This is a genomic window from Vibrio sp. SCSIO 43009, from assembly GCF_023716525.1.
Taxonomy (GTDB): Bacteria; Pseudomonadota; Gammaproteobacteria; order Enterobacterales; family Vibrionaceae; genus Vibrio; species Vibrio alginolyticus.
In genome coordinates, this window is sequence record NZ_CP071842.1 from 122,030 (window position 1) to 148,108 (window position 26,079).

The 26,079-nt window shown below is 46.6% G+C and carries 14 protein-coding genes, 7 tRNA genes, 6 rRNA genes and 1 riboswitch; of the genes, 21 read left to right on the forward strand and 6 right to left on the reverse strand.

What is annotated here, in order from left to right; genetic code table 11:
- Positions 1-36: 36 nt before the first annotated feature.
- Positions 37-1,467 (reverse strand): Si-specific NAD(P)(+) transhydrogenase, encoded by a 1,431-nt coding sequence (gene sthA, locus J4N43_RS00580; RefSeq protein WP_005389689.1) that lies wholly within the window; start codon positions 1,465-1,467, stop codon positions 37-39.
- A gap of 263 nt (positions 1,468-1,730) precedes the next feature.
- Between sthA and fabR the strand changes: the two genes are divergently transcribed.
- Both fabR and J4N43_RS00590 read left to right on the forward strand, forming a co-directional pair.
- A complete protein-coding gene (gene fabR / locus J4N43_RS00585) occupies positions 1,731-2,372 on the forward strand; it encodes an HTH-type transcriptional repressor FabR (RefSeq protein ID WP_158159514.1) in 642 nt (213 codons plus the stop codon).
- A complete protein-coding gene (locus J4N43_RS00590; protein WP_005378634.1) occupies positions 2,372-2,737 on the forward strand; it encodes a YijD family membrane protein in 366 nt (121 codons plus the stop codon). The genes fabR and J4N43_RS00590 overlap by 1 nt, the downstream gene beginning before the upstream one ends.
- Before the next feature lie 62 nt (positions 2,738-2,799).
- On the opposite strand, the gene trmA is transcribed toward J4N43_RS00590, so the two are convergent.
- The gene (trmA, locus tag J4N43_RS00595) at positions 2,800-3,909 is read right to left on the reverse strand and encodes a tRNA (uridine(54)-C5)-methyltransferase TrmA (protein ID WP_025768174.1); all 1,110 of its coding nucleotides are present in this window, start codon (positions 3,907-3,909) and stop codon (positions 2,800-2,802) included.
- Between the two features lie 186 nt (positions 3,910-4,095).
- Positions 4,096-4,293, forward strand: a riboswitch (cobalamin riboswitch).
- A 56-nt stretch (positions 4,294-4,349) separates the two neighbouring features.
- On the opposite strand from trmA, the gene btuB reads away from it, so the two are divergent.
- The 4 genes from btuB (at position 4,350) to murI (ending at position 8,386) form a co-directional block, all read left to right on the forward strand.
- Positions 4,350-6,185: a TonB-dependent vitamin B12 receptor gene (btuB, locus tag J4N43_RS00600; RefSeq protein WP_053350805.1), complete on the forward strand. Its 1,836-nt coding sequence runs from the start codon at positions 4,350-4,352 to the stop codon at positions 6,183-6,185.
- Positions 6,186-6,342: 157 nt separating this feature from the next.
- Positions 6,343-6,777: an IS200/IS605 family transposase gene (gene tnpA, locus J4N43_RS00605; protein WP_017633711.1), complete on the forward strand. Its 435-nt coding sequence runs from the start codon at positions 6,343-6,345 to the stop codon at positions 6,775-6,777.
- Positions 6,778-6,858: 81 nt separating this feature from the next.
- On the forward strand, positions 6,859-7,551 hold the full coding sequence (locus J4N43_RS00610; protein WP_053350804.1) for a Dph6-related ATP pyrophosphatase: 693 nt from the start codon (positions 6,859-6,861) through the stop codon (positions 7,549-7,551).
- A gap of 31 nt (positions 7,552-7,582) precedes the next feature.
- On the forward strand, positions 7,583-8,386 hold the full coding sequence (murI, locus tag J4N43_RS00615; RefSeq protein WP_005389694.1) for a glutamate racemase: 804 nt from the start codon (positions 7,583-7,585) through the stop codon (positions 8,384-8,386).
- Here murI and J4N43_RS00620 read toward each other — a convergent pair.
- Positions 8,349-8,804, reverse strand: coding sequence for an RNA-binding protein (locus J4N43_RS00620; protein ID WP_017821270.1), 456 nt, complete (start codon positions 8,802-8,804; stop codon positions 8,349-8,351). The genes murI and J4N43_RS00620 overlap by 38 nt on opposite strands.
- A gap of 552 nt (positions 8,805-9,356) precedes the next feature.
- Here J4N43_RS00620 and J4N43_RS00625 point away from each other — a divergent pair.
- From J4N43_RS00625 to J4N43_RS00675, 11 genes are all read left to right on the forward strand, one after another.
- Positions 9,357-10,909: ribosomal RNA gene (locus tag J4N43_RS00625) — 16S ribosomal RNA — on the forward strand.
- A 279-nt stretch (positions 10,910-11,188) separates the two neighbouring features.
- Positions 11,189-14,078, forward strand: a 23S ribosomal RNA gene (locus J4N43_RS00630).
- Between the two features lie 93 nt (positions 14,079-14,171).
- Positions 14,172-14,288, forward strand: a 5S ribosomal RNA gene (gene rrf, locus J4N43_RS00635).
- 316 nt (positions 14,289-14,604) lie between these two features.
- Positions 14,605-16,157: ribosomal RNA gene (locus J4N43_RS00640) — 16S ribosomal RNA — on the forward strand.
- An 89-nt stretch (positions 16,158-16,246) separates the two neighbouring features.
- Positions 16,247-16,322, forward strand: a tRNA-Glu gene (locus J4N43_RS00645).
- A 2-nt stretch (positions 16,323-16,324) separates the two neighbouring features.
- Positions 16,325-16,400 (forward strand) — tRNA-Lys (locus J4N43_RS00650).
- 9 nt (positions 16,401-16,409) lie between these two features.
- Positions 16,410-16,485 (forward strand) — tRNA-Ala (locus tag J4N43_RS00655).
- A gap of 38 nt (positions 16,486-16,523) precedes the next feature.
- Positions 16,524-16,599 (forward strand) — tRNA-Val (locus J4N43_RS00660).
- A 267-nt stretch (positions 16,600-16,866) separates the two neighbouring features.
- Positions 16,867-19,754 (forward strand): 23S ribosomal RNA (locus tag J4N43_RS00665).
- A 93-nt stretch (positions 19,755-19,847) separates the two neighbouring features.
- Positions 19,848-19,964, forward strand: a 5S ribosomal RNA gene (gene rrf / locus J4N43_RS00670).
- The 16S, 23S and 5S rRNA genes sit together here with 5 tRNA genes alongside, the layout of an rRNA operon.
- 78 nt (positions 19,965-20,042) lie before the next feature.
- Positions 20,043-20,119: transfer RNA gene (locus J4N43_RS00675), tRNA-Asp, on the forward strand.
- A 671-nt stretch (positions 20,120-20,790) separates the two neighbouring features.
- Here the strand turns inward: J4N43_RS00675 and pssA are convergent.
- Both pssA and J4N43_RS00685 read right to left on the reverse strand, forming a co-directional pair.
- Positions 20,791-22,131 carry a CDP-diacylglycerol--serine O-phosphatidyltransferase gene (pssA, locus tag J4N43_RS00680; RefSeq protein WP_033907507.1) on the reverse strand — a complete coding sequence of 447 codons (1,341 nt, stop codon included), beginning with the start codon at positions 22,129-22,131 and terminating at the stop codon, positions 20,791-20,793.
- A gap of 71 nt (positions 22,132-22,202) precedes the next feature.
- Positions 22,203-22,634: a GNAT family N-acetyltransferase gene (locus J4N43_RS00685; RefSeq protein ID WP_252094124.1), complete on the reverse strand. Its 432-nt coding sequence runs from the start codon at positions 22,632-22,634 to the stop codon at positions 22,203-22,205.
- 101 nt (positions 22,635-22,735) lie between these two features.
- Between J4N43_RS00685 and murB the strand changes: the two genes are divergently transcribed.
- Both murB and birA read left to right on the forward strand, forming a co-directional pair.
- Positions 22,736-23,779 (forward strand): UDP-N-acetylmuramate dehydrogenase, encoded by a 1,044-nt coding sequence (murB, locus tag J4N43_RS00690; protein ID WP_053350836.1) that lies wholly within the window; start codon positions 22,736-22,738, stop codon positions 23,777-23,779.
- Positions 23,776-24,741, forward strand: a complete 966-nt coding sequence (gene birA, locus J4N43_RS00695) for a bifunctional biotin--[acetyl-CoA-carboxylase] ligase/biotin operon repressor BirA (protein ID WP_053350835.1) — start codon at positions 23,776-23,778, stop codon at positions 24,739-24,741. Before murB ends, birA begins: the two co-directional genes overlap by 4 nt.
- A 7-nt stretch (positions 24,742-24,748) precedes the next feature.
- Here the strand turns inward: birA and coaA are convergent, their stop codons facing one another.
- Positions 24,749-25,672, reverse strand: coding sequence for a type I pantothenate kinase (gene coaA, locus J4N43_RS00700; RefSeq protein WP_005388683.1), 924 nt, complete (start codon positions 25,670-25,672; stop codon positions 24,749-24,751).
- Positions 25,673-25,877: 205 nt separating this feature from the next.
- On the opposite strand from coaA, the gene J4N43_RS00705 reads away from it, so the two are divergent.
- Positions 25,878-25,953, forward strand: a tRNA-Thr gene (locus J4N43_RS00705).
- 36 nt (positions 25,954-25,989) lie between these two features.
- Positions 25,990-26,074 (forward strand) — tRNA-Tyr (locus J4N43_RS00710).
- The last annotated feature ends 5 nt before the right edge of the window (positions 26,075-26,079 follow it).

A 26,079-nucleotide genomic window follows, 5' to 3' on the forward strand; every position in this document is an offset into this window, starting at 1 on the left:
CCTGCTGTTTTTCTGTCTGCTATCAAGAAGCATAGATTAGAACAAGCGGTTCAAACCATTCAACGCAGCGACACGATACGCTTCGGCCATTGTTGGATAGTTGAAGGTGGTATTGACGAAATACTCGATGGTATTCGCTGAGCCTTTTTGCTCCATAATGGCTTGACCGATGTGGATAATTTCCGCGGCACGTTCGCCAAAACAGTGAATCCCTAAAATTTCTTTGGTTTCACGATGGAACAATATCTTCAAGCTACCGATGTCTTTCCCTGCGATCTGTGCACGAGCTAGATGCTTGAACGAAGAGCGTCCTACTTCATACGGTACTTTCGCAGCTGTTAGCTCTTGCTCGGTTTTACCCACAGAGCTAATCTCTGGGATGGTGTAGATACCCGTTGGAATATCATCAATCAGGTAGTTTTCTGCCTGACCTTTCGTAATGGCTTGTGCGACAAATCGCCCTTGGTCATAAGCGGCGCTTGCAAGGCTAGGGTAACCGATGACATCGCCTACAGCGTAAATGTGTTCGATATCGGTTTGGTAGTTACGGTTTACTTTTAGTTGTCCGCGAGAGTCCGCTTCCAGACCCACTGCACCCAAATTCAACTTATCGGTGTTACCTGTTCGACCATTCGCATACAACAAGCAGTCTGCCTTCATCTTCTTGCCAGATTGTAGGTGAATAATCACGCCATCTTCTGTGCCTTCGATTTTTTCATAGGTCTCATCATTACGAATTACCACACCGCTGTTCCAGAAGTGGTAAGACAGCGCATCTGACACTTCGTTATCCAAAAACTCCAACAAGCGGTCGCGGGTATTGATAAGGTCGGTTTTCACTCCAAGGCCGCGGAAGATAGAGGCGTACTCACAACCGATAACGCCCGCACCGTAAATGATGATATGGCGAGGGTCGTGTTTCAGGCTCAAAATGGAATCACTGTCGTAGATGCGCTCATGCAAGAAATCTACGTCGTTAGGCTGATACGGGCGAGAACCCGTCGCGATGACAAACTTATCCGCAGAATAGATTTCTTCTGTACCGTCGCTTTGCATCACTGCAATTGAGTAGTTATCGATAAATCGCGCGGTTCCGAACAAAAGTGTGCATGAGTTACGGTCATAAAAGCCCTGACGAAGTCGAGTTTGCTTATCAATGACCGATTTAGCATGACCTAAAATGTCAGAAAATGTTGCATGAACGCTGGTGTTGTTTCGACAAAATAGCGGGTTGCTATTAAATTCGATGATGCGGCTAACGGCATGACGCAGTGCTTTTGATGGAATGGTACCCCAGTGAGTACAACCGCCGCCGACACTGCTTTCTTTCTCGACAATGGCAACATTCAGTCCCGCTTTGGTTAATCCCATTGCAGCCCCTTCTCCGCCAGGGCCACTACCGATTACGATCACGTCATAGTGATTAACATGCGCCATGATGCCTTCCTTGTTATATTTGCTTAACATTGCTTTAGCGCGATTTTAACTCATTTACTCTATTGGTACACGTAATGCCTGTTAGAGAGTGGAAGTGATCACGCAGAATCGACCAAAAGGATGATTTGGTATGTTGTATGTCTATAAATTGCATCGAGAACATTGCAATTAGATGCATGCCAATAGTAACGTTCTCCGCGCTCAGAGCGAGCGAAGCAACATATCTTTCTCCGTAGGAGCAAATTGCGTTATATTGAGGCTCTTGTACCCTACAGAAAAAGAGCAAGTTAAGAATGAAATCGATGGGAATCCGCGCACAGCAAAAAGAGAAGACACGTCGATCATTGATCGATGCGGCATTTAGTCAATTAAGTGCGGATCGCAGCTTTTCCAGCCTTAGCTTGCGAGAAGTCGCCCGAGAGGCAGGGATTGCACCGACTTCTTTTTACCGTCACTTCAAAGATATGGATGAGCTAGGCTTAACCATGGTTGATGAAGGCGGTTTGCTACTACGCCAACTGATGCGTCAGGCGCGTCAACGTATTGTGAAAGAAGGTAGCGTAATTCGTACCTCGGTCGAAACCTTTATGGAATTCATTGAAAGTAGTCCGAACGTTTTTCGTTTGTTGTTGCGTGAGCGCTCCGGCACTTCTGCTGAATTTCGTACCGCTGTTGCTCGAGAAATCCAGCATTTTTCGGCAGAATTAACCGAGTATTTAATGAGCACCGGCGTGACCAGAGAAGAGGCGTATACTCAAGCAGAAGCGTCTGTGACTTTGGTTTTCAGTTCGGGAGCTGAAGCTTTAGATTTAGATCGACGTGAGCGCGATGAACTCGCCGAGCGATTGATCATGCAATTGCGAATGATAGCCAAAGGGGCCTATTGGTATCGCAAAGAACGTGAACGTAACCGATTAAAAGGCGGGATAGAATAATGTCGAATGGAAATAAATCTGAAAAGAAAACGCTGATTTTGGCACTGGTTGCAGGTATGTGTGGTGATGCTTTGTTGTCATGGTTGACCATGAGTGAAGTGTCTTTTTCAATCTTCCCATTGATTGCACTCGTACTGGCTGTACAAGCTCTTTACCAAGAGTACCTAAATAATCCGGTATCAGAAGATATCCCATTAGTTGGCTTGGCGTGCTTCTTCGTAGGTGCGTTTGGTCACTCTGCGTTTATTAAAGCGCAATACCCAGAAGCAGGCTCAAACTTCTTCGCGATCATGGTTTCAATGATCTTACTCGCATGGATTGGTAAGAAGCTAGGTTTTGTCAGCAAGAAGACTTCTGCGGAATAAGCAAACGAATCAAATTAAAAAGCGAGCCATTGAGCTCGCTTTTTTTTATTTGACGCGGTGGGTTACGCTTTGCGTTCCAATAGCACGCCCGCTTCCATGTGGTGGGTATAAGGGAATTGGTCAAACAGAGCAAAACGCGTTACGTTGTGTGTTTCGCATAGAGTGTCCAAGTTCTCTTTTAGAGTCTCAGGGTTACAAGAGATGTACATGATGCGCTCGTAACCTTGCACCATTTTACAAGTATCGACATCCATCCCAGCACGTGGTGGGTCGACAAAAATCGTATTGCAGTTGTAGCTCTTCAGATCTACACCTGCATCTTGTAGACGACGGAATTCACGCTTACCTTCGATCGCTTGAGTAAATTCCTCTGCTGATAGACGTAAGATTTGTACGTTATCAATCTTATTGGCAGCGATGTTGTACTGTGCAGATACCACAGATGGCTTCGCTAGCTCAGTTGCCAGTACGCGGTCGAAATTCTGTGCCAACGCCAGCGAGAAGTTACCGTTACCACAGTAAAGTTCTAGTAGGTCACCAGTGCTTTCTTGGGTACAGTCGACCGCCCATTCCAGCATCTTCTCTGCGACTTTGCCGTTCGGCTGAGTGAAGCTGTTCTCCACTTGTTGGTAGATGTAGCTTTGACCATTTACATCGAGCTTCTCGATCACGTAGTCGCGGTCTAGGACAATCTTCATCTTACGAGCGCGACCAATGATGTTTAGGTTAAAGCCTTCATCATTTAAACGCTGTTTAAGGGCTTTCGCGTTTTCAATCCACTCTTCATCAAGTTGGCGATGGTAAAGGAGTGAAACCAGAATCTCACCGCTTAGCGTCGACAGGAAATCCACCTGGAACAGTTTACGACGTAGCGAGTCGTTGTCTTTCATCGCTTCAACCAATAGCGGCATCAGGTCGTTGATCAGACGGCTTGCTGCAGGGAATTGGTCAACTCGGTATTTCTCACGAGTTTCTTGGTTGAACATGATGTAGTAAAGATCTTCGCCTTCATGCCAAACACGGAACTCAGCACGCATGCGGTAGTGCTGCTCTGGTGATTCAAACACTTCCAGTTCTGGCATGTTGTATGGCGCGAACATATCCGTGAGACGTTCGACTTTTTCAGCCAGTTGTTCTTGGTAGCGTTGTGGGTTTACATCAAGAGTAGCCATGATCTTACCTTTTATGGTGCATTCAATTTAAGAGCGCAGATTTTATTCAATCTCAATAGGATGTCCAGTTTTGTACTGGAATTGATTTAAAGATAGTGCGTACAGGCAGAGTAGAAAGCAAAATCAATCAAAACGTTACAACTTCTAAGGGCAATATTGGCTGGACAAATAATCAATAGCTGAATAATATTTGCCTCAAGTTGGTGCTATCTAGCAATCTAGATGGCTGAAATGGGAATCTGGTGTGAATCCAGAACTGACGCGCAGCGGTAAAAGAGAACGAACGCTCATCAGACACTGCATTAGTTTATGTGGGAAGTCGAGCAAGTAGGCGGTACACCCGTGCTCTTGAGTCCGAATACCTGCCAACAACTGAGCCACAGCACTGGACTGTCATGATGACAGGGCTCGGAAGGAATTACGCGATTTAGGACAATACAATGAGAAAATCCGCACTGGCGATCACTTTGGCATCGCTGCTTTCACCTGTCTCTTATCTACAGGCCCAAGAAACCTCCACTGACGAAACCATCGTTGTTACGGCAAACCGTTTTGAGCAAGCCGAAAGCCGTACGTTGGCAGATGTCGAAGTAGTTACTCGACAAGACATCGATCGCATTCAAGCGAAAACCCTACCAGATGTATTGCGTCGTCTTACCGGGATTCAAGTTTCACAAAATGGTGGTCGTGGTCAGTTAGCGTCTTTATTTGTTCGTGGAACCAGTTCTGACCAAGTTTTAGTACTGGTTGATGGCGTACGTTTTGCACGAGCAGCGAAGGGCGCTGTGGACTTTAACCAAATCCCACTTACTTACGTTCAACGTATTGAGTACGTGCGTGGTGCGCGTGCGTCACTTTACGGCTCAGAAGCGATTGGTGGCGTGATCAATATCATCACCATTGCGCGTGCTGACGAAGAAGGAACGAAGTTAAGTGCGGGTTTAGGCAGCTTAGATTACCAGGAATTGAGTGTGGCATCTGGTATTAAAGTCACAGAGAGCGGCCAGCTAAATATCGCGCTTGGTAGTGAAAGTGATGATGGTTATAACGTTCGTCCTGTACCGGGAGTTAATGACGGCGATCGCCATGGCTTTGATACAAAGAATGGTCTGCTAGGTTACGTGCACAACTTCAATGACCAGTGGTCTGCATTTGGTAACCTGCGTGCTTACGAAAATGTTTATCAATATGACAGCAGCTACGGCAGTCGCGGTTACTACGAAGCAGAAAAAGACGATCTTTCTGTCACTCTGGGCGGTAAGTATCAGTCTGATAATGTGATGTCAGAACTACAAGTAACAGCACAGAAACAGAAGTCTTGGAACTATGAGCAAGCAAAAGGCAAACACTCAGGTACTGAAGATGAACTTGAGCAGCAAAATGTCCAGTGGACCAACAGTTACTTGCTAAACAACAATACGACGTTTGCTGGTGGTATTGACTGGCGTAATGAGTCTTATAAAGACAAGAGTGCGAATAAAACGTTTGATCGTACCAATGGCGCTCTGTTTGGTATGGCAACCACCAGTATTGATAAAGCAATGCTTGAGGGCAGTGCTCGCCTTGATGATAACGAAGAATACGGTAGTGAGTTCACTTACAGCTTAGCGGCTGGTTACCAGTTTGTGCCAGAGTTTGGGGTTAAAGCTTCTTTTGGTACTGCGTTTAAGGCTCCAAACCTATATCAACAGTATGACCCAACATACGGTGAGAAAGATCTTAAGCCGGAAGAGTCAGATGCTTGGGAGCTAGCATTCAGCGGTGATGTCCAAGGCGTTTTTTGGTCCGTAACGGGTTATGACTATAAAATCACGAATCTTATCGATTACCATCCAACCACATACAAATATTTGAATGTCGATGGTGAAACACATATCCAAGGTGTGGAGCTTGTTGCTGAGTTTGATACAGGGATTGTGCAGCACCAGTTGAGTGCAGATTACAAAGATGCTGAAGACGATAAAGGGCATCAGTTGCAGCGTCGCGCTAAAGAAATGTATAAGTGGAATGCTTTAGTGAGCTTCGATAAAGTGGATTGGTCGGTTAGCTATCAGTACGTCGGTAAGCGTCCAGATGTGGATTACAGCACTTGGCCTTCACAAGATATTACGCTTTCTTCTTACTCGTTGGTTGATACGGCAGTGACTTACTATCCGAATGAGTCGACCTCTATTAGTGCTCGTATCGATAATCTACTTGATGAAGAGTATGAGATGGCAAAAGGTTACCCTGCTGCAGAGCGAGCGTACTACATCAACGTTGGCTACGAATTCTAATCGTGAATGAGCACAAACCGCCTTCGGGCGGTTTTTAATTTTCAGCCCTAAACCACCTACTTCAGTAGGTGGTTATCATCCGTTTCGGCTTTGCCTGTAAAACTACTCATGCTAAATGCGTCTTTGATTTTTCCAGAAGTCAAAGAGGACAAATAACATGAGTAGATACAATCAAGCTTCCCACGTATTTTGGCGTTGTCAATACCATATAGTGTGGACGCCAAAGTATCGATTTAGGATCTTGAAGAACAATATAGGTAAAGAAGTTTATCGATGTATTTATGTTTACTGTAATCAACTTGGATGTGAAGTCGTAGAGCTAAACGTACAAGTTGACCACGTACATTTAGTTGTAAAGGTCCCACCAAAGCTTTCGATATCCAAGTTGATGGGGGTATTGAAAGGCAAAATAGCCTTAAAGCTATTTAGCAAGTTTCCTCACCTTAGGAAGAACAGGCTTTGGGGTAATCACTTTTGGCAAAGAGGCTATTTTGTCGATAGTGTTGGAATCAATGAAGAAATAATACGCCGATATGTAAGACATCAAGAGAAGCAAGAGCGAGTAGAGCAGCAGCAATTGGCGCTGGACTAAACAAAGGCCCCCTTTTAGGGGGCTCACACAAAGCCACCTTCTTTAGAAGGTGGTAATTTACATTTTGTGGTGGAAAATCGAATGAAGAAACCCAAGCGAGTGGTGATCAGTTGGTCCAGTGGTAAAGATTCGACATTAACGCTTGAGCGCCTTAACGAGAATCCAAATTATCAAGTTGTCGGTTTGTACACGACTTACGTAGGGAAAGAAGTCCCTTTCCAAGCAACTCCGCTTGAAGTCGTACAAATGCAAGCAGACTTACTTGCGCTTCCGCTCATTACTATCGAGCTACCTGAAATCTTTCCAAGTAACGACATTTATCAATCGACCATCGTTAATGCATTACAAAGTAGTGGTCTGAACATAGAAGCTGTCGCATTTGGTGATATGTTTTGTAATGGCATTGCCGATTACCGACGCAGCTATATTGAACCTGTTGGCTGGGAATGCGTCTTTCCTCTATTAGGGGAGAGCAGCGAAAAACTAGCGATGGAAATCATAGAGCGTGGTATTCAAACGATGTTAATCACCATCGACGGAAGAGTTCTCCCTCCAGAATGGTGTGGTCGCTGGTATGACAAAGCCCTAATAGAGTCATTACCAAGTCAAATTGATCCCTGTGGGGAAAATGGTGAATTTCACACATTGGTCACGTCTTCGTCATCTTTTCAAGGACATATCGAGTTGACGAAGCGAGATGTAGAATCTGGAGATAGATTCAGCCATCAAAGATACCATGCTAAAGCATTGCCAAAACAAATCTACGCAGTATGATCGCAACGTTTCTGTTCTTTAGGTAAGGCTCGTGCGAGTAGCAAGTAAGAAAAAAGTCCTAGTTTTTGACTCCGGTGTTGGTGGCCTTTCTGTATTCCAAGAGATACATCGCCTATTGCCCCAGCTAGACTACTTATACTTATTCGATAATCAGGCTTACCCTTATGGTGAACTCGATCAGGCTGTACTCATTTCACGAGTTAACCAACTGGTCTCTTCATTAGTCGAAGAACACCAAGTCGACATTGTTGTCATTGCTTGCAACACGGCGAGCACCATAGTGCTTCCTTCCTTACGCGAAAATTTATCGATTCCCGTTGTTGGTGTTGTCCCTGCGATTAAACCCGCATCGCTTTTAGCATCAAAAGGAGTAGGGCTGATCGCCACTCCGGCGACAGTAACACGCCAATATACTCACGAGTTAATACGGGACTTTGCGCAAGGTAAACCAGTTGAGCTGGTGGGATCAACTCGCTTGGTAGATATGGCCGAAGAGAAATTGCGGGGCAACAGCGTTTCTCTCGACGAACTGACAAATATCCTGCTTCCCCTTCGCGATAAAGTCGATGTTGCGGTGCTCGGTTGTACTCACTTCCCTTTAATCAAAGAGGAGATTCATCAAGCTTTGGGTGGGGACGTTACTTTAATTGATTCAGGCGCAGCGATTGCACGTCGAGTAAAAGCATTGCTATTAAGTGATGAAATTGAGGATACAGAAGAGGGAAGTAAGTCGATTTATGCCAGTGCAACTCCTTGGCAGGAAGATGCACTGAACATTTGTTTAAAGAAGCTAGGTTTTAATCCTGTTCAGGTTTACCACCATCCGGATGTTTAGGATCGTTCGCAATTCTCACTTTTAGCGTTCTCTCCATATATTCCTTTTCATTAAGTTTAGCGATAGCTGGCTTGGCATCTGCCGCAGCCATCACTACAAAACCAAACCCTCTTCTTTTTCCAGTACGCTTATCTTTCATTAAGCGTACCGCATAGACCTGTCCATATTCAGCAAACAAATCGCGAACATGACTCTCATTGGCCTTATAAGGAAGGTTGCCGACATACAGCGTTTTAGTTGAAGGATCAGGCTCCGAAGATTGAAGAACAGGTGTTTTGCTAGAAAATGAAAAAAGAAAAGCAGTAGCGATAACACCAATGAGGAAGCTCAAGGCTGGTGGGATGATGAATTGAGAGAAAATGATTCCCCCAACGATGGCCAGCCCAACACATAAAATCAGATTTTTTTTAGACGTCATTTTAATTACTACACATAGTGATAAAGAGATCGATTGTCCATTAACAGAATAGACACATGAATCTTACGTATATGGTTGGTGTTTTTCCAACCAATTGCTGTGATATGTCTCAAATGTGACGAAGAAATATGCAAATATCGCACTTTTGGCTAATTTGTGACCGGTTGGTTTTTTATTTGCAAAAAACGCTTGTACTAATTTCTCAACCCCCTATACTGCGCATCCACCGACACGGAGTGAGACGAAAGTCACATGGCGAGTCGGGAAGAGAGAAAAAAGAATTTGAAAAAATGCTTGACTCTCTCACGGTGTGAAGTAAGATACGCACCCCTAACGACGAGCAACTAAGTTGCTGAAAATGTTAGAAAAGCTCTTTAAAAATAAGAACCTATCAATCTGTGTGGGCACTCGTTGATGATAATCCAATTAGATACCTCGGTATCAAATTAGGTTTCAATGATACGAAGTGACCATTGAGTCGAAAGACTCAGCACAGTCAATTCAAGCATTACTTTATGTAATGTTCAGTATTCATTGAGCCGACAAAATCTTAAATTGAAGAGTTTGATCATGGCTCAGATTGAACGCTGGCGGCAGGCCTAACACATGCAAGTCGAGCGGAAACGAGTTATCTGAACCTTCGGGGAACGATAACGGCGTCGAGCGGCGGACGGGTGAGTAATGCCTAGGAAATTGCCCTGATGTGGGGGATAACCATTGGAAACGATGGCTAATACCGCATGATGCCTACGGGCCAAAGAGGGGGACCTTCGGGCCTCTCGCGTCAGGATATGCCTAGGTGGGATTAGCTAGTTGGTGAGGTAAGGGCTCACCAAGGCGACGATCCCTAGCTGGTCTGAGAGGATGATCAGCCACACTGGAACTGAGACACGGTCCAGACTCCTACGGGAGGCAGCAGTGGGGAATATTGCACAATGGGCGCAAGCCTGATGCAGCCATGCCGCGTGTGTGAAGAAGGCCTTCGGGTTGTAAAGCACTTTCAGTCGTGAGGAAGGCGGCGTCGTTAATAGCGGCGTTGTTTGACGTTAGCGACAGAAGAAGCACCGGCTAACTCCGTGCCAGCAGCCGCGGTAATACGGAGGGTGCGAGCGTTAATCGGAATTACTGGGCGTAAAGCGCATGCAGGTGGTTTGTTAAGTCAGATGTGAAAGCCCGGGGCTTAACCTCGGAATAGCATTTGAAACTGGCAGACTAGAGTACTGTAGAGGGGGGTAGAATTTCAGGTGTAGCGGTGAAATGCGTAGAGATCTGAAGGAATACCGGTGGCGAAGGCGGCCCCCTGGACAGATACTGACACTCAGATGCGAAAGCGTGGGGAGCAAACAGGATTAGATACCCTGGTAGTCCACGCCGTAAACGATGTCTACTTGGAGGTTGTGGCCTTGAGCCGTGGCTTTCGGAGCTAACGCGTTAAGTAGACCGCCTGGGGAGTACGGTCGCAAGATTAAAACTCAAATGAATTGACGGGGGCCCGCACAAGCGGTGGAGCATGTGGTTTAATTCGATGCAACGCGAAGAACCTTACCTACTCTTGACATCCAGAGAACTTTCCAGAGATGGATTGGTGCCTTCGGGAACTCTGAGACAGGTGCTGCATGGCTGTCGTCAGCTCGTGTTGTGAAATGTTGGGTTAAGTCCCGCAACGAGCGCAACCCTTATCCTTGTTTGCCAGCGAGTAATGTCGGGAACTCCAGGGAGACTGCCGGTGATAAACCGGAGGAAGGTGGGGACGACGTCAAGTCATCATGGCCCTTACGAGTAGGGCTACACACGTGCTACAATGGCGCATACAGAGGGCGGCCAACTTGCGAAAGTGAGCGAATCCCAAAAAGTGCGTCGTAGTCCGGATTGGAGTCTGCAACTCGACTCCATGAAGTCGGAATCGCTAGTAATCGTGGATCAGAATGCCACGGTGAATACGTTCCCGGGCCTTGTACACACCGCCCGTCACACCATGGGAGTGGGCTGCAAAAGAAGTAGGTAGTTTAACCTTCGGGGGGACGCTTACCACTTTGTGGTTCATGACTGGGGTGAAGTCGTAACAAGGTAGCGCTAGGGGAACCTGGCGCTGGATCACCTCCTTAAACGATGATTATTCACGATGAGTGTCCACACAGATTGATAGTTCACAAGCGCAAGCTTGTAGCTAACATAGCTCTTTAACAATTTGGAAAGCTGACAAAACAACAATTTATTGTTGTTTGTAAAGTTCTCAAAGTATTCATTTATGAATACAACTAATAACACATTCAAGTGTTCTTGGAATTTGAGTCCGGCAAAATCGAAATGTCTCTCGCTCATTCAAATAATGAGAGACAACTTTGGTGATTTGAACATCAACTCGAAACTCCTTCGGGTTGTATGGTTAAGTGACTAAGCGTACACGGTGGATGCCTTGGCAGTCAGAGGCGATGAAGGACGTATTAACTTGCGATAAGCCCAGATTAGGTAGTAAAAACCATTTGAGTCTGGGATTTCCGAATGGGGAAACCCAATACCATAAGGTATTACTGTTGAGTGAATACATAGCTCAACAGGGCGAACCGGGGGAACTGAAACATCTAAGTACCCCGAGGAAAAGAAATCAACCGAGATTCCGAAAGTAGCGGCGAGCGAAATTGGACTAGCCCTTAAGCTTTACACGCGTTAGACGAACAGCCTGGAAAGGCTGACGATACAGGGTGATAGTCCCGTAGTTGACGACGTGTGTTCAGTGAAATCGAGTAGGGCGGGACACGTGATATCCTGTCTGAATATGGGGGGACCATCCTCCAAGGCTAAATACTACTGACTGACCGATAGTGAACCAGTACCGTGAGGGAAAGGCGAAAAGAACCCCTGTGAGGGGAGTGAAATAGAACCTGAAACCGTGTACGTACAAGCAGTAGGAGCAGGCTTGTCCTGTGACTGCGTACCTTTTGTATAATGGGTCAGCGACTTATATTCAGTGGCAAGGTTAACCATCTAGGGGAGCCGTAGGGAAACCGAGTCTTAACTGGGCGTTCAGTCTCTGGATATAGACCCGAAACCAGGTGATCTAGCCATGGGCAGGTTGAAGGTTGAGTAACATCAACTGGAGGACCGAACCGACTAATGTTGAAAAATTAGCGGATGACTTGTGGCTAGGGGTGAAAGGCCAATCAAACCTGGAGATAGCTGGTTCTCCCCGAAAGCTATTTAGGTAGCGCCTCGGACGAATACTACTGGGGGTAGAGCACTGTTAAGGCTAGGGGGTCATCCCGACTTACCAACCCTTTGCAAACTCCGAATACCAGTAAGTACTATCCGGGAGACACACGGCGGGTGCTAACGTCCGTCGTGGAGAGGGAAACAACCCAGACCGCCAGCTAAGGTCCCAAATTACTACTAAGTGGGAAACGATGTGGGAAGGCTCAGACAGCCAGGATGTTGGCTTAGAAGCAGCCATCATTTAAAGAAAGCGTAATAGCTCACTGGTCGAGTCGGCCTGCGCGGAAGATGTAACGGGGCTAAGTAGTAAACCGAAGCTGCGGCAATATACTTTTGTATATTGGGTAGGGGAGCGTTCTGTAAGCGGTTGAAGGTGTGTGGTAACGCATGCTGGACGTATCAGAAGTGCGAATGCTGACATGAGTAACGATAAAGGGGGTGAAAAACCTCCTCGCCGGAAGACCAAGGGTTCCTGTCCAACGTTAATCGGGGCAGGGTAAGTCGACCCCTAAGGCGAGGCCGAAAGGCGTAGTCGATGGGAAACGGGTTAATATTCCCGTACTTCTTACAATTGCGATGGGGGGACGGAGAAGGCTAGGTGGGCCTGGCGACGGTTGTCCAGGTTCAAGTGCGTAGGCTTAAGAGTTAGGTAAATCCGGCTCTTTCTAAGGCTGAGACACGACGTCGAGCATCTACGGATGTGAAGTCATTGATGCCATGCTTCCAGGAAAAGCCTCTAAGCTTCAGATTGTAAGGAATCGTACCCCAAACCGACACAGGTGGTCGGGTAGAGAATACCAAGGCGCTTGAGAGAACTCGGGTGAAGGAACTAGGCAAAATGGTACCGTAACTTCGGGAGAAGGTACGCTCTCGACGGTGAAGTCCCTCGCGGATGGAGCTATTGAGAGTCGCAGATACCAGGTGGCTGCAACTGTTTATTAAAAACACAGCACTGTGCAAAATCGCAAGATGACGTATACGGTGTGACGCCTGCCCGGTGCCGGAAGGTTAATTGATGGGGTTAGACTTCGGTCGAAGCTCTTGATCGAAGCCCCGGTAAACGGCGGCCGTAACTATAACGGTCCTAAGGTAGCGAAATTCCTTGTCGGGTAAGTTCCGACCTGCACGAATGGCGTAATGATGGCCACGCTGTCTCCACCCGAGACTCAGTGAAATTGAAATCGCTGTGAAGATGCAGTGTACCCGCGGCTAGACGGAAAGACCCCGTGAACCTTTACTACAGCTTGGCACTGAACATTGACCCTACATGTGTAGGATAGGTGGGAGGCTTTGAAGCGCAGTCGCTAGATTGCGTGGAGCCGTCCTTGAAATACCACCCTTGTAGTGTTGATGTTCTAACGTCGACCCCTTATCGGGGTTGCGGACAGTGCCTGGTGGGTAGTTTGACTGGGGCGGTCTCCTCCCAAAGCGTAACGGAGGAGCACGAAGGTGGGCTAATCACGGTTGGACATCGTGAGGTTAGTGCAATGGCATAAGCCCGCTTGACTGCGAGAATGACAATTCGAGCAGGTGCGAAAGCAGGTCATAGTGATCCGGTGGTTCTGAATGGAAGGGCCATCGCTCAACGGATAAAAGGTACTCCGGGGATAACAGGCTGATACCGCCCAAGAGTTCATATCGACGGCGGTGTTTGGCACCTCGATGTCGGCTCATCACATCCTGGGGCTGAAGTCGGTCCCAAGGGTATGGCTGTTCGCCATTTAAAGTGGTACGCGAGCTGGGTTTAGAACGTCGTGAGACAGTTCGGTCCCTATCTGCCGTGGGCGTTGGAGAATTGAAAGGGGCTGCTCCTAGTACGAGAGGACCGGAGTGGACGAACCTCTGGTGTTCGGGTTGTGTCGCCAGACGCATTGCCCGGTAGCTAAGTTCGGGATCGATAACCGCTGAAAGCATCTAAGCGGGAAGCGAGCCTTGAGATGAGTTCTCCCTGATACTTTAAGTATCCTAAAGGGTTGTCGTAGACTACGACGTTGATAGGCAGGGTGTGTAAGCGTTGTGAGGCGTTGAGCTAACCTGTACTAATTGCCCGTGAGGCTTAACCATACAACACCCAAGGGGTTTTGATGGACTCAATGAAAGAACATTGAATGTGTAGTAACGAGAATTAAAAAACAGCTTTCCAGATTAAAGAATTTGCTTGGCGACCATAGCGTTTTGGACCCACCTGATTTCCATGCCGAACTCAGAAGTGAAACGAAATAGCGCCGATGGTAGTGTGGGGCTTCCCCATGTGAGAGTAGGACATCGCCAGGCTTTATTTCCGACTTGTCTGAATACAGACGAGTCAACATAAGGTTTTAAACAAAAGTTTAGAATTTTATGTTGACTTTCAAAGTGGAAAGCGTATTATACGCACCTCGCTTAAGTGCTAAGGCACTGAAAGCCAAGCTCTTTAACAATATAGACCTATCAATCTGTGTGGGCACTCGTTGATGATAATCCAATTAGATACCTCGGTATCAAATTAGGTTTCAATGAAACGAAGTGACCATTGAATCGAAAGATTCAGCACAGTCAATTCAAACATTACTTATGTAATGTTCAGTATTCATTGAGCCGACAAAATCTTAAATTGAAGAGTTTGATCATGGCTCAGATTGAACGCTGGCGGCAGGCCTAACACATGCAAGTCGAGCGGAAACGAGTTATCTGAACCTTCGGGGAACGATAACGGCGTCGAGCGGCGGACGGGTGAGTAATGCCTAGGAAATTGCCCTGATGTGGGGGATAACCATTGGAAACGATGGCTAATACCGCATGATGCCTACGGGCCAAAGAGGGGGACCTTCGGGCCTCTCGCGTCAGGATATGCCTAGGTGGGATTAGCTAGTTGGTGAGGTAAGGGCTCACCAAGGCGACGATCCCTAGCTGGTCTGAGAGGATGATCAGCCACACTGGAACTGAGACACGGTCCAGACTCCTACGGGAGGCAGCAGTGGGGAATATTGCACAATGGGCGCAAGCCTGATGCAGCCATGCCGCGTGTATGAAGAAGGCCTTCGGGTTGTAAAGTACTTTCAGTCGTGAGGAAGGCGGCGTCGTTAATAGCGGCGTTGTTTGACGTTAGCGACAGAAGAAGCACCGGCTAACTCCGTGCCAGCAGCCGCGGTAATACGGAGGGTGCGAGCGTTAATCGGAATTACTGGGCGTAAAGCGCATGCAGGTGGTTTGTTAAGTCAGATGTGAAAGCCCGGGGCTCAACCTCGGAATAGCATTTGAAACTGGCAGACTAGAGTACTGTAGAGGGGGGTAGAATTTCAGGTGTAGCGGTGAAATGCGTAGAGATCTGAAGGAATACCGGTGGCGAAGGCGGCCCCCTGGACAGATACTGACACTCAGATGCGAAAGCGTGGGGAGCAAACAGGATTAGATACCCTGGTAGTCCACGCCGTAAACGATGTCTACTTGGAGGTTGTGGCCTTGAGCCGTGGCTTTCGGAGCTAACGCGTTAAGTAGACCGCCTGGGGAGTACGGTCGCAAGATTAAAACTCAAATGAATTGACGGGGGCCCGCACAAGCGGTGGAGCATGTGGTTTAATTCGATGCAACGCGAAGAACCTTACCTACTCTTGACATCCAGAGAACTTTCCAGAGATGGATTGGTGCCTTCGGGAACTCTGAGACAGGTGCTGCATGGCTGTCGTCAGCTCGTGTTGTGAAATGTTGGGTTAAGTCCCGCAACGAGCGCAACCCTTATCCTTGTTTGCCAGCGAGTAATGTCGGGAACTCCAGGGAGACTGCCGGTGATAAACCGGAGGAAGGTGGGGACGACGTCAAGTCATCATGGCCCTTACGAGTAGGGCTACACACGTGCTACAATGGCGCATACAGAGGGCGGCCAACTTGCGAAAGTGAGCGAATCCCAAAAAGTGCGTCGTAGTCCGGATTGGAGTCTGCAACTCGACTCCATGAAGTCGGAATCGCTAGTAATCGTGGATCAGAATGCCACGGTGAATACGTTCCCGGGCCTTGTACACACCGCCCGTCACACCATGGGAGTGGGCTGCAAAAGAAGTAGGTAGTTTAACCTTCGGGGGGACGCTTACCACTTTGTGGTTCATGACTGGGGTGAAGTCGTAACAAGGTAGCGCTAGGGGAACCTGGCGCTGGATCACCTCCTTAAACGATGATTATTGCGATGAGTGTTCACACAGATTGATACGGTTTATGAAGTTTAAGAGATAGAACATCCCCCAAGATGTTCACTTAGTGTCCCGTTCGTCTAGAGGCCTAGGACACCGCCCTTTCACGGCGGTAACAGGGGTTCGACTCCCCTACGGGATACCATTGGGTCGTTAGCTCAGTTGGTAGAGCAGTTGACTTTTAATCAATTGGTCGCAGGTTCGAATCCTGCACGACCCACCATTTCTCGATGGGGCTATAGCTCAGCTGGGAGAGCGCCTGCCTTGCACGCAGGAGGTCTGCGGTTCGATCCCGCATAGCTCCACCATTCGAGGAACTTCTTCCACTAAGAAGTAAAACTATTGTGGGCGATTAGCTCAGTTGGGAGAGCACCTGCCTTACAAGCAGGGGGTCACTGGTTCGAGCCCGGTATCGCCCACCATCTTTAAACATTCTCTCTTGAGAGTTTTTAAAAATGGTTACTTCATTAGAAGTGATTAGCTCTTTAACAATTTGGAAAGCTGACAAAACAACAATTTATTGTTGTTTGTAAAGTTCTCAAAGTATTCATTTATGAATACAACTAATAACACATTCAAGTGTTCTTGGAATTTGAGTCCGGCAAAATCGAAATGTCTCTCGCTCATTCAAATAATGAGAGACAACTTTGGTGATTTGAACATCAACTCGAAACTCCTTCGGGTTGTATGGTTAAGTGACTAAGCGTACACGGTGGATGCCTTGGCAGTCAGAGGCGATGAAGGACGTATTAACTTGCGATAAGCCCAGATTAGGTAGTAAAAACCATTTGAGTCTGGGATTTCCGAATGGGGAAACCCAATACCATAAGGTATTACTGTTGAGTGAATACATAGCTCAACAGGGCGAACCGGGGGAACTGAAACATCTAAGTACCCCGAGGAAAAGAAATCAACCGAGATTCCGAAAGTAGCGGCGAGCGAAATTGGACTAGCCCTTAAGCTTTACACGCGTTAGACGAACAGCCTGGAAAGGCCGACGATACAGGGTGATAGTCCCGTAGTTGACGACGTGTGTTCAGTGAAATCGAGTAGGGCGGGACACGTGATATCCTGTCTGAATATGGGGGGACCATCCTCCAAGGCTAAATACTACTGACTGACCGATAGTGAACCAGTACCGTGAGGGAAAGGCGAAAAGAACCCCTGTGAGGGGAGTGAAATAGAACCTGAAACCGTGTACGTACAAGCAGTAGGAGCAGGCTTGTCCTGTGACTGCGTACCTTTTGTATAATGGGTCAGCGACTTATATTCAGTGGCAAGGTTAACCATCTAGGGGAGCCGTAGGGAAACCGAGTCTTAACTGGGCGTTCAGTCTCTGGATATAGACCCGAAACCAGGTGATCTAGCCATGGGCAGGTTGAAGGTTGAGTAACATCAACTGGAGGACCGAACCGACTAATGTTGAAAAATTAGCGGATGACTTGTGGCTAGGGGTGAAAGGCCAATCAAACCTGGAGATAGCTGGTTCTCCCCGAAAGCTATTTAGGTAGCGCCTCGGACGAATACTACTGGGGGTAGAGCACTGTTAAGGCTAGGGGGTCATCCCGACTTACCAACCCTTTGCAAACTCCGAATACCAGTAAGTACTATCCGGGAGACACACGGCGGGTGCTAACGTCCGTCGTGGAGAGGGAAACAACCCAGACCGCCAGCTAAGGTCCCAAATTACTACTAAGTGGGAAACGATGTGGGAAGGCTCAGACAGCCAGGATGTTGGCTTAGAAGCAGCCATCATTTAAAGAAAGCGTAATAGCTCACTGGTCGAGTCGGCCTGCGCGGAAGATGTAACGGGGCTAAGTAGTAAACCGAAGCTGCGGCAATATACTTTTGTATATTGGGTAGGGGAGCGTTCTGTAAGCGGTTGAAGGTGTGTGGTAACGCATGCTGGACGTATCAGAAGTGCGAATGCTGACATGAGTAACGATAAAGGGGGTGAAAAACCTCCTCGCCGGAAGACCAAGGGTTCCTGTCCAACGTTAATCGGGGCAGGGTAAGTCGACCCCTAAGGCGAGGCCGAAAGGCGTAGTCGATGGGAAACGGGTTAATATTCCCGTACTTCTTACAATTGCGATGGGGGGACGGAGAAGGCTAGGTGGGCCTGGCGACGGTTGTCCAGGTTCAAGTGCGTAGGCTTAAGAGTTAGGTAAATCCGGTCTTTCTAAGGCTGAGACACGACGTCGAGCACTACGGATGTGAAGTCATTGATGCCATGCTTCCAGGAAAAGCCTCTAAGCTTCAGATTGTAAGGAATCGTACCCCAAACCGACACAGGTGGTCGGGTAGAGAATACCAAGGCGCTTGAGAGAACTCGGGTGAAGGAACTAGGCAAAATGGTACCGTAACTTCGGGAGAAGGTACGCTCTCGACGGTGAAGTCCCTCGCGGATGGAGCTATTGAGAGTCGCAGATACCAGGTGGCTGCAACTGTTTATTAAAAACACAGCACTGTGCAAAATCGCAAGATGACGTATACGGTGTGACGCCTGCCCGGTGCCGGAAGGTTAATTGATGGGGTTAGACTTCGGTCGAAGCTCTTGATCGAAGCCCCGGTAAACGGCGGCCGTAACTATAACGGTCCTAAGGTAGCGAAATTCCTTGTCGGGTAAGTTCCGACCTGCACGAATGGCGTAATGATGGCCACGCTGTCTCCACCCGAGACTCAGTGAAATTGAAATCGCTGTGAAGATGCAGTGTACCCGCGGCTAGACGGAAAGACCCCGTGAACCTTTACTACAGCTTGGCACTGAACATTGACCCTACATGTGTAGGATAGGTGGGAGGCTTTGAAGCGCAGTCGCTAGATTGCGTGGAGCCGTCCTTGAAATACCACCCTTGTAGTGTTGATGTTCTAACGTCGACCCCTTATCGGGGTTGCGGACAGTGCCTGGTGGGTAGTTTGACTGGGGCGGTCTCCTCCCAAAGCGTAACGGAGGAGCACGAAGGTGGGCTAATCACGGTTGGACATCGTGAGGTTAGTGCAATGGCATAAGCCCGCTTGACTGCGAGAATGACAATTCGAGCAGGTGCGAAAGCAGGTCATAGTGATCCGGTGGTTCTGAATGGAAGGGCCATCGCTCAACGGATAAAAGGTACTCCGGGGATAACAGGCTGATACCGCCCAAGAGTTCATATCGACGGCGGTGTTTGGCACCTCGATGTCGGCTCATCACATCCTGGGGCTGAAGTCGGTCCCAAGGGTATGGCTGTTCGCCATTTAAAGTGGTACGCGAGCTGGGTTTAGAACGTCGTGAGACAGTTCGGTCCCTATCTGCCGTGGGCGTTGGAGAATTGAAAGGGGCTGCTCCTAGTACGAGAGGACCGGAGTGGACGAACCTCTGGTGTTCGGGTTGTGTCGCCAGACGCATTGCCCGGTAGCTAAGTTCGGGATCGATAACCGCTGAAAGCATCTAAGCGGGAAGCGAGCCTTGAGATGAGTTCTCCCTGATACTTTAAGTATCCTAAAGGGTTGTCGTAGACTACGACGTTGATAGGCAGGGTGTGTAAGCGTTGTGAGGCGTTGAGCTAACCTGTACTAATTGCCCGTGAGGCTTAACCATACAACACCCAAGGGGTTTTGATGGACTCAATGAAAGAACATTGAATGTGTAGTAACGAGAATTAAAAAACAGCTTTCCAGATTAAAGAATTTGCTTGGCGACCATAGCGTTTTGGACCCACCTGATTTCCATGCCGAACTCAGAAGTGAAACGAAATAGCGCCGATGGTAGTGTGGGGCTTCCCCATGTGAGAGTAGGACATCGCCAGGCTTTAGTTTTATTTTCACTTTTTTCGAAAAGTGAAGACAAAAGCGGACGCTTGCTTATTAAAGCGAGTGATACCACTGCGGAGTGGTAGTTCAGTTGGTTAGAATACCGGCCTGTCACGCCGGGGGTCGCGGGTTCGAGTCCCGTCCACTCCGCCACTTATATTAAGCCTCAGTCGAAAGACTGGGGCTTTTTTCGTTTCTACTGCGGCGTTTCCCTGAAGTGTGTTTACACCTAATTAGACTACTCCCCATAATCCCTACTAAGTGAACTTTGCGTGATTACACACTAGGCTTTAATTAATATAGGCCGTTGATGCTGTGGAAAGACAATATGACCTACAAACAAACCTAAGTAATCTATGGTATTCAAAGGCGTTCAACGGCTTGAATCTTGATGAGAAAGAAAAAACGAACTGTGCGCATAATCCAGAAAAGCGTCATATATACCCCCAATCTCTCCTGGCTCAAAAATCAAACGACTTGAAAAGAATTGGAAGGTGAAAGATTGAAGGAGCTCTTCATTAGCGAGGTGATGATTTTCGACGCTGAACATTTGATGAGTCTCAGAAAAAATATATCGCCAAGGGGTAAGAAGCGCCAAAACAGAGAGGGGTAGCTTAGCTCGAGGCTGTAAGCTATGCGGAATACTCACAAACGTCAAAGCTCAAACCCATTAAGAGAGTCGCTCTAGATCTAAGTGGTTATGTGCTCACTAGCGGTACTAGAAAATAGTTAAGTATTCCAAATGGATTATATGAAAAAGCCAACTGCTAAAGCGGTTGGCTTAGTATAAAAATCTCGACGTACTTTAGAGCGAGAAATGATGTCTAAAGAATACGCTTTAAAACACCATCTGCCTTTAGGCGGGTAATTTTTCTGACCAGTCGCTGTACCCCTATAGGATAGTCTTCTACTTTCTCTAATTGCTTATAAGTACAGATAAGGTGAGTATGCTCAAGAATACGCGAAACTTCGTCTTCAAACTTCTCAGTGAGCTTCGCATAATTGTCTTGTATGAGTAGCCCATTTTCTAGGTCGAGTGACCAAGCACGTGGATTTAGGTTATTCCCAGTAAGTAGCATATAGCGTTTATCAACCCAAATACCCTTAAGGTGGAAGCTGTTATTGTCATGCTTCCATAGGTGAATTGACAATTTACGTGCGGCGATATTCGCTTCATTGGTTTTCGCAAAGCGACGTAAATTCACTTCGTAAAGATATGGAAGTCCGCCAATGGTTTTAAAGTCTTCCTCAGGTGCAATGTAAAAGTCGTTGGCGGTTTTATCACCCACAACAATAGTTACTTTCACACCACGCTTCATGGCTCGTTTCACTTCACGATGAAGTGCTTTAGGGAAGTTAAAGTAAGGCGTACAAATGAAAATTTCGTCTTGGGCTGCTGCCAATAACTTTACAATCTGTTGATTGAGTAGATTACGGCGTTTGCCTAGCCCAACTAACGGAGTGACTTTTACGCTTTCTTCTGTTGCAGCTTGGTCTTCAAACTTATAGTTGGCTTGAGCAAGAGAAGCCCTCAGTTGGCGAATCGCCGACTTTATTTCTTTGGTTTCTGGCTTATCTTTTCCTGCAAGATCATTAACGGCAGGGTGAGCAATCATTTCTTCCTGAATGAATTGCACCATTGAATTCGCTAAAGATTCATGTCGAATCACATGGTAACGATCAAATCGATAACGTTCATGATAATGGAGATAAACGTTATTTAAGCTCGCCCCACTGTAGATAACAGTATCATCGACAATGAAGCCTTTTAAATGCAGTACCCCAAAAACTTCTCTGCCACGCACTGGTATGCCATAGACAGGGATTGGGTGTTGGTACTTACTGGCATATGCTTTGTAAAGCGCTGAATTACCCTCAGATGTCTCCGCACCAATCAGGCCACGCTGCGCTCGATGCCAGTCGACACAGATATTGATGTCCAACCCAGGATTGCGCTGTTTCGCTTCATAAAGCGCAGTGAGAATTTCACGTCCAGCTTCATCATCTTCCAGATATAGAGCGACTAGGTAAATTCGCGACGTTGCTTTGCTGATAGCATCTAAAAGACGGGTTCTGAATGATTCTGCTGAATACAGAACATCAAAGTCTTCCGGATTGACAGCGAGACTTGGCAACTGTTCGAATGGATTCCTACTTACTATCATATCGGTATGAGTACCTTAGTTTAGTGCAATATTGCGAACCTGCCATTTTATCAAAGATATGATTTACCTGGCTACAAAAGCACGCGTTTTGATGTCGTTGAAGAGATGAATTGCATTGGAATGAGATCTTTACCGCTATCTACATAACGTTGAAATGCCATTTGTAGCTGGTGTGGTAGCTCAGAGCAATCAATTATTGTGAATCCATGCTTGGAATAATAGGATTCGAGATGTGTAAACGCGAAGCAATAATCGCCATCAGTGAAAACATTGTTTTTACAATGAGTTAGTAGTTTTTTTCCAATCCCTGTTCCCCTAACTTTCGGAATGACCAACATTCCTGTCAACAGACGAACTTTATCTACACTTTTTAAACGTAGTAACGCAATGATTTCACCCTTATGGCTTGCTGTAATGATCAATTCATCCTTTTTGGCTCGACCCGCAGGGTAATACGCTTTGTATAGTTTCTTAATGAGGGTGAGCTTGATGGGATTTAACACTTCTATGATTAATGAGTCTGGTATTGTCACTGCGGTTAAAAGATAACTAATGTAGAATGTCGACAGTTTAAGAGAATCTTATCTGATGTTGCAAACCTACTATGCAAATTAAAACAAATGCGAGCCTAAAGGCTTACCATACTTTTGGAATTGAACAATCGTGTTCCTATTTAGCTATCGTTGAGTCGCTTGAAGATGTTATTAAGCTATTTCAAAACCCAAGATTCACCCATTTACCGAAACTTTTTTTAGGTAAAGGAAGTAATGTTCTTTTTACAGAACATTTTGAGGGATTAGTGATTGTTAATCGAATCATGGGTAAAGAAGTCACGGAAACGGATGAGCATTACCTATTACATATTGCCGGTGGTGAAGATTGGCCTGAATTGGTTTCCTGGTGTGTGAATCAGGGGATCGGTGGGATCGAGAACTTAGCTTTGATTCCAGGTTGTGCTGGCTCGGCTCCTATTCAGAACATTGGTGCGTATGGCCTAGAGCTAAAAGACATCTGTGATTATGTAGATGTTCTTGATATAACTACGTTTGAAAACAAAAGAATGCACGCCCAAGACTGTGAGTTTGCCTATAGGGATTCCATATTTAAACATGCGTTGCACGGAAAGTGCTTTATCACCGCATTAGGGCTTAAGTTGGCGAAGCAATGGCAGCCGATTAACCAGTACGGTCCTTTACAAAGTATCCCAGAAGAACAACTCAGCCCTGCTTCTATCTTCGAACGAGTATGCCAAGTGCGAAAGGCAAAACTGCCAGATCCAACCAAGATAGGTAACGCAGGTAGTTTCTTTAAAAACCCAGTGATCACGCAAGATCACTATGATCGACTCACAAAAAAATACCCTAACGTAGTAGCCTACCCAGCTTCTGGAGGAATGAAAATTGCTGCTGGTTGGCTTATTGATCAGTGTGGATTAAAGGGGAAGTCTGTACATGGTGCGCAGGTCAACCCTATGCAAGCTTTGGTTTTGACCAACATAGATAATTGTAGTGCTGATGACATTGTCGCGCTTGCTTCTTTAGTGAAGCAGACAGTATGGGACAAATACCAAATCATACTTGAGCATGAAGTACGCTTTCTCAATCGTACCGGGGAGACCAATTTGGCTCAGATCGAGGCATCTAGATGAGAAAAGATCACTCTACGAAACTTCATATTCTAAAGTTATTAAGTGATGGAGAGTTTCATTCAGGAGAAGCGTTGGGCGACGATCTTAATGTTTCTAGAGCGGCAATCGCTAAGCACATTAAAGGTCTTAGTGAATGGGGTATTGATATTTATCGAGTGCAAGGGCGCGGTTACCAATTAGCCTCACCATTGCAGTTGTTAGACGAGACTCTCCTTACCACTAGCTCGGAGTCACTTATTGAACTCGTCCCTGTGATTGACTCAACGAATCAATATTTGCTCGACAGAGTCGCGGATTCGGAAAAGGGCCGTGTTTGTATTGCTGAATATCAAGCACAAGGGCGTGGTCGCCGCGGTAGACAATGGGTCTCACCGTTTGGCTCTAACTTATATCTCTCTATGTATTGGCGACTGGATGCAGGAATGGCTGCGGCAATGGGCTTGAGCTTGGTGATTGGGATTGCCGCAGTGGAAGCTCTGGAAGAAGTAGGCATGCAAGGTGTTAAACTCAAGTGGCCGAATGACTTGTATTATCAAGATAAAAAACTGGCCGGAATCTTGGTTGAAATGTCGGGTCAGGCCGGTGGGGCTGCTCATCTAGTGATTGGGATGGGCCTGAATATTGGAATGCCTGACGACCAGCCTGAGATTGACCAGCCATGGACCACGTTGAACCAAGTAAATCAGAGTCTCAAGATCGATAGAAATGTTCTAGCAATGACTCTTATTAAGCATTGGAATTCCGCACTTGTCGAATATGAAATGAAAGGACTTACTGGCTTTATCGAACGTTGGAATCGGTTAGACAATTTCCTTAATCGTCAGGTCAAACTGCTTATTGGGCCTAGAGAGGTACATGGCGTCGTTCGAGGCATCGATCATCAAGGTGGAATATTAATCGAAAACTCCCAAGGACTAGAGACTTATATTGGTGGTGAAATCTCGTTGCGTAAAAGTGACTAAGCTTCGATTACTTTCGCAACGAGACTTTATCAACCAAGTGGTTAACGCCTTTGTGTAGAATCAAGTGGGCTCTCTCACGAGTTGGAAGAATATTCAATTCTAAATTGAGCCCATTAATATCATGCCAAATTTGCTTTGCTTTTTTCTTTGCGTCATCGACAGAGAGTTGTGTGTAGTGGCTAAAATAAGAGCCTGGTTTCGTAAAGGCCCCTTGGCGAAACTTTAAAAAGCGTTCTACGTACCAATGTTCAATGGTCTCTGTTTCTGCGTCGACATAAATTGAAAAATCTAAAAAGTCAGATACAAAGACACGATGCGGGTCATGTGGATAGTCCATTCCACTTTGCAGAACGTTTAAACCTTCAATAATAAGAACATCCGGTCTATCCACTTTTCTTAGTTCATCAGTAATGTCATACGTGATGTGAGAGTAAATGGGTACTTCAAGATCGGGCTTTCCTGCCTTTACGTCAGACATGAACTCGACTAAACGCTTGATATCATAGGATTCAGGGAAGCCTTTACGATGCATGATACCGCGTTCTTCTAGTACTTTTTTCGGATATAGGAAGCCATCTGTTGTAACCAAGGAGACTTTGGGATGATTCTCCCAACGAGAAAGCAATGCCGTTAGAATACGAGCAGTCGTACTTTTGCCTACAGCAACACTGCCAGCGATACCAATTACGAAAGGGGGAGCATGTTCCTCTGTATTTAAGAATTGTTGTAATACGGAATTGCGGCTTTGACGAGCTTGGACATACAGATTCAAAAGACGAGACAAAGGAAGGTAGATCTCTACCGCTTCCTCCATGGTTAGGTTTTCATTAATGCCCTGAAGCGCAGTCAAGTCGTCTTCAGAAAGTGTCATCGGTACAGAGTTTCTTAACTCGGCCCAATTTGCACGGTCAAATGACAAAAATGGACTCATGGGTCTCTTTTATCCTTGGTTTAATAGAAGCAAGAACATACATCAAGCGAACTTCAAAGCAAACGACAAAGGTCGAAGTTTGCTTTAAAAAAGCTAAGTTTGTACGAATTTGCAGCAAACGAATCTAAAAAATCGAAATTTATGATTTTTTTTCAAATTACTATTGCAACCTAGAAAATCATTCAATAGAATGCGCACCACTTATGCCGACTTAGCTCAGTAGGTAGAGCAACTGACTTGTAATCAGTAGGTCACCAGTTCGATTCCGGTAGTCGGCACCATTCTTTCCTTTAGTAGTCTGAATGGCTTGAAAATTTGGAGGGGTTCCCGAGTGGCCAAAGGGAGCAGACTGTAAATCTGCCGGCACTGCCTTCGATGGTTCGAATCCGTCCCCCTCCACCATATTC

What these genes read in the sequence shown, in the direction of transcription:
- fabR (WP_158159514.1), top strand. Translation starts at nt 1,731, where the DNA reads ATGAAATCGATGGGAATCCGCGCACAGCAAAAAGAGAAGACACGTCGA.
- pssA (WP_033907507.1), bottom strand. Translation starts at nt 22,131, where the DNA reads ATGATAGTAAGTAGGAATCCATTCGAACAGTTGCCAAGTCTCGCTGTC.
- J4N43_RS00610 (WP_053350804.1), top strand. Translation starts at nt 6,859, where the DNA reads ATGAAGAAACCCAAGCGAGTGGTGATCAGTTGGTCCAGTGGTAAAGAT.
- coaA (WP_005388683.1), bottom strand. Translation starts at nt 25,672, where the DNA reads ATGAGTCCATTTTTGTCATTTGACCGTGCAAATTGGGCCGAGTTAAGA.
- sthA (WP_005389689.1), bottom strand. Translation starts at nt 1,467, where the DNA reads ATGTTAAGCAAATATAACAAGGAAGGCATCATGGCGCATGTTAATCAC.
- trmA (WP_025768174.1), bottom strand. Translation starts at nt 3,909, where the DNA reads ATGGCTACTCTTGATGTAAACCCACAACGCTACCAAGAACAACTGGCT.
- birA (WP_053350835.1), top strand. Translation starts at nt 23,776, where the DNA reads ATGAGAAAAGATCACTCTACGAAACTTCATATTCTAAAGTTATTAAGT.
- murB (WP_053350836.1), top strand. Translation starts at nt 22,736, where the DNA reads ATGCAAATTAAAACAAATGCGAGCCTAAAGGCTTACCATACTTTTGGA.
- J4N43_RS00590 (WP_005378634.1), top strand. Translation starts at nt 2,372, where the DNA reads ATGTCGAATGGAAATAAATCTGAAAAGAAAACGCTGATTTTGGCACTG.
- btuB (WP_053350805.1), top strand. Translation starts at nt 4,350, where the DNA reads ATGAGAAAATCCGCACTGGCGATCACTTTGGCATCGCTGCTTTCACCT.
- tnpA (WP_017633711.1), top strand. Translation starts at nt 6,343, where the DNA reads ATGAGTAGATACAATCAAGCTTCCCACGTATTTTGGCGTTGTCAATAC.
- J4N43_RS00620 (WP_017821270.1), bottom strand. Translation starts at nt 8,804, where the DNA reads ATGACGTCTAAAAAAAATCTGATTTTATGTGTTGGGCTGGCCATCGTT.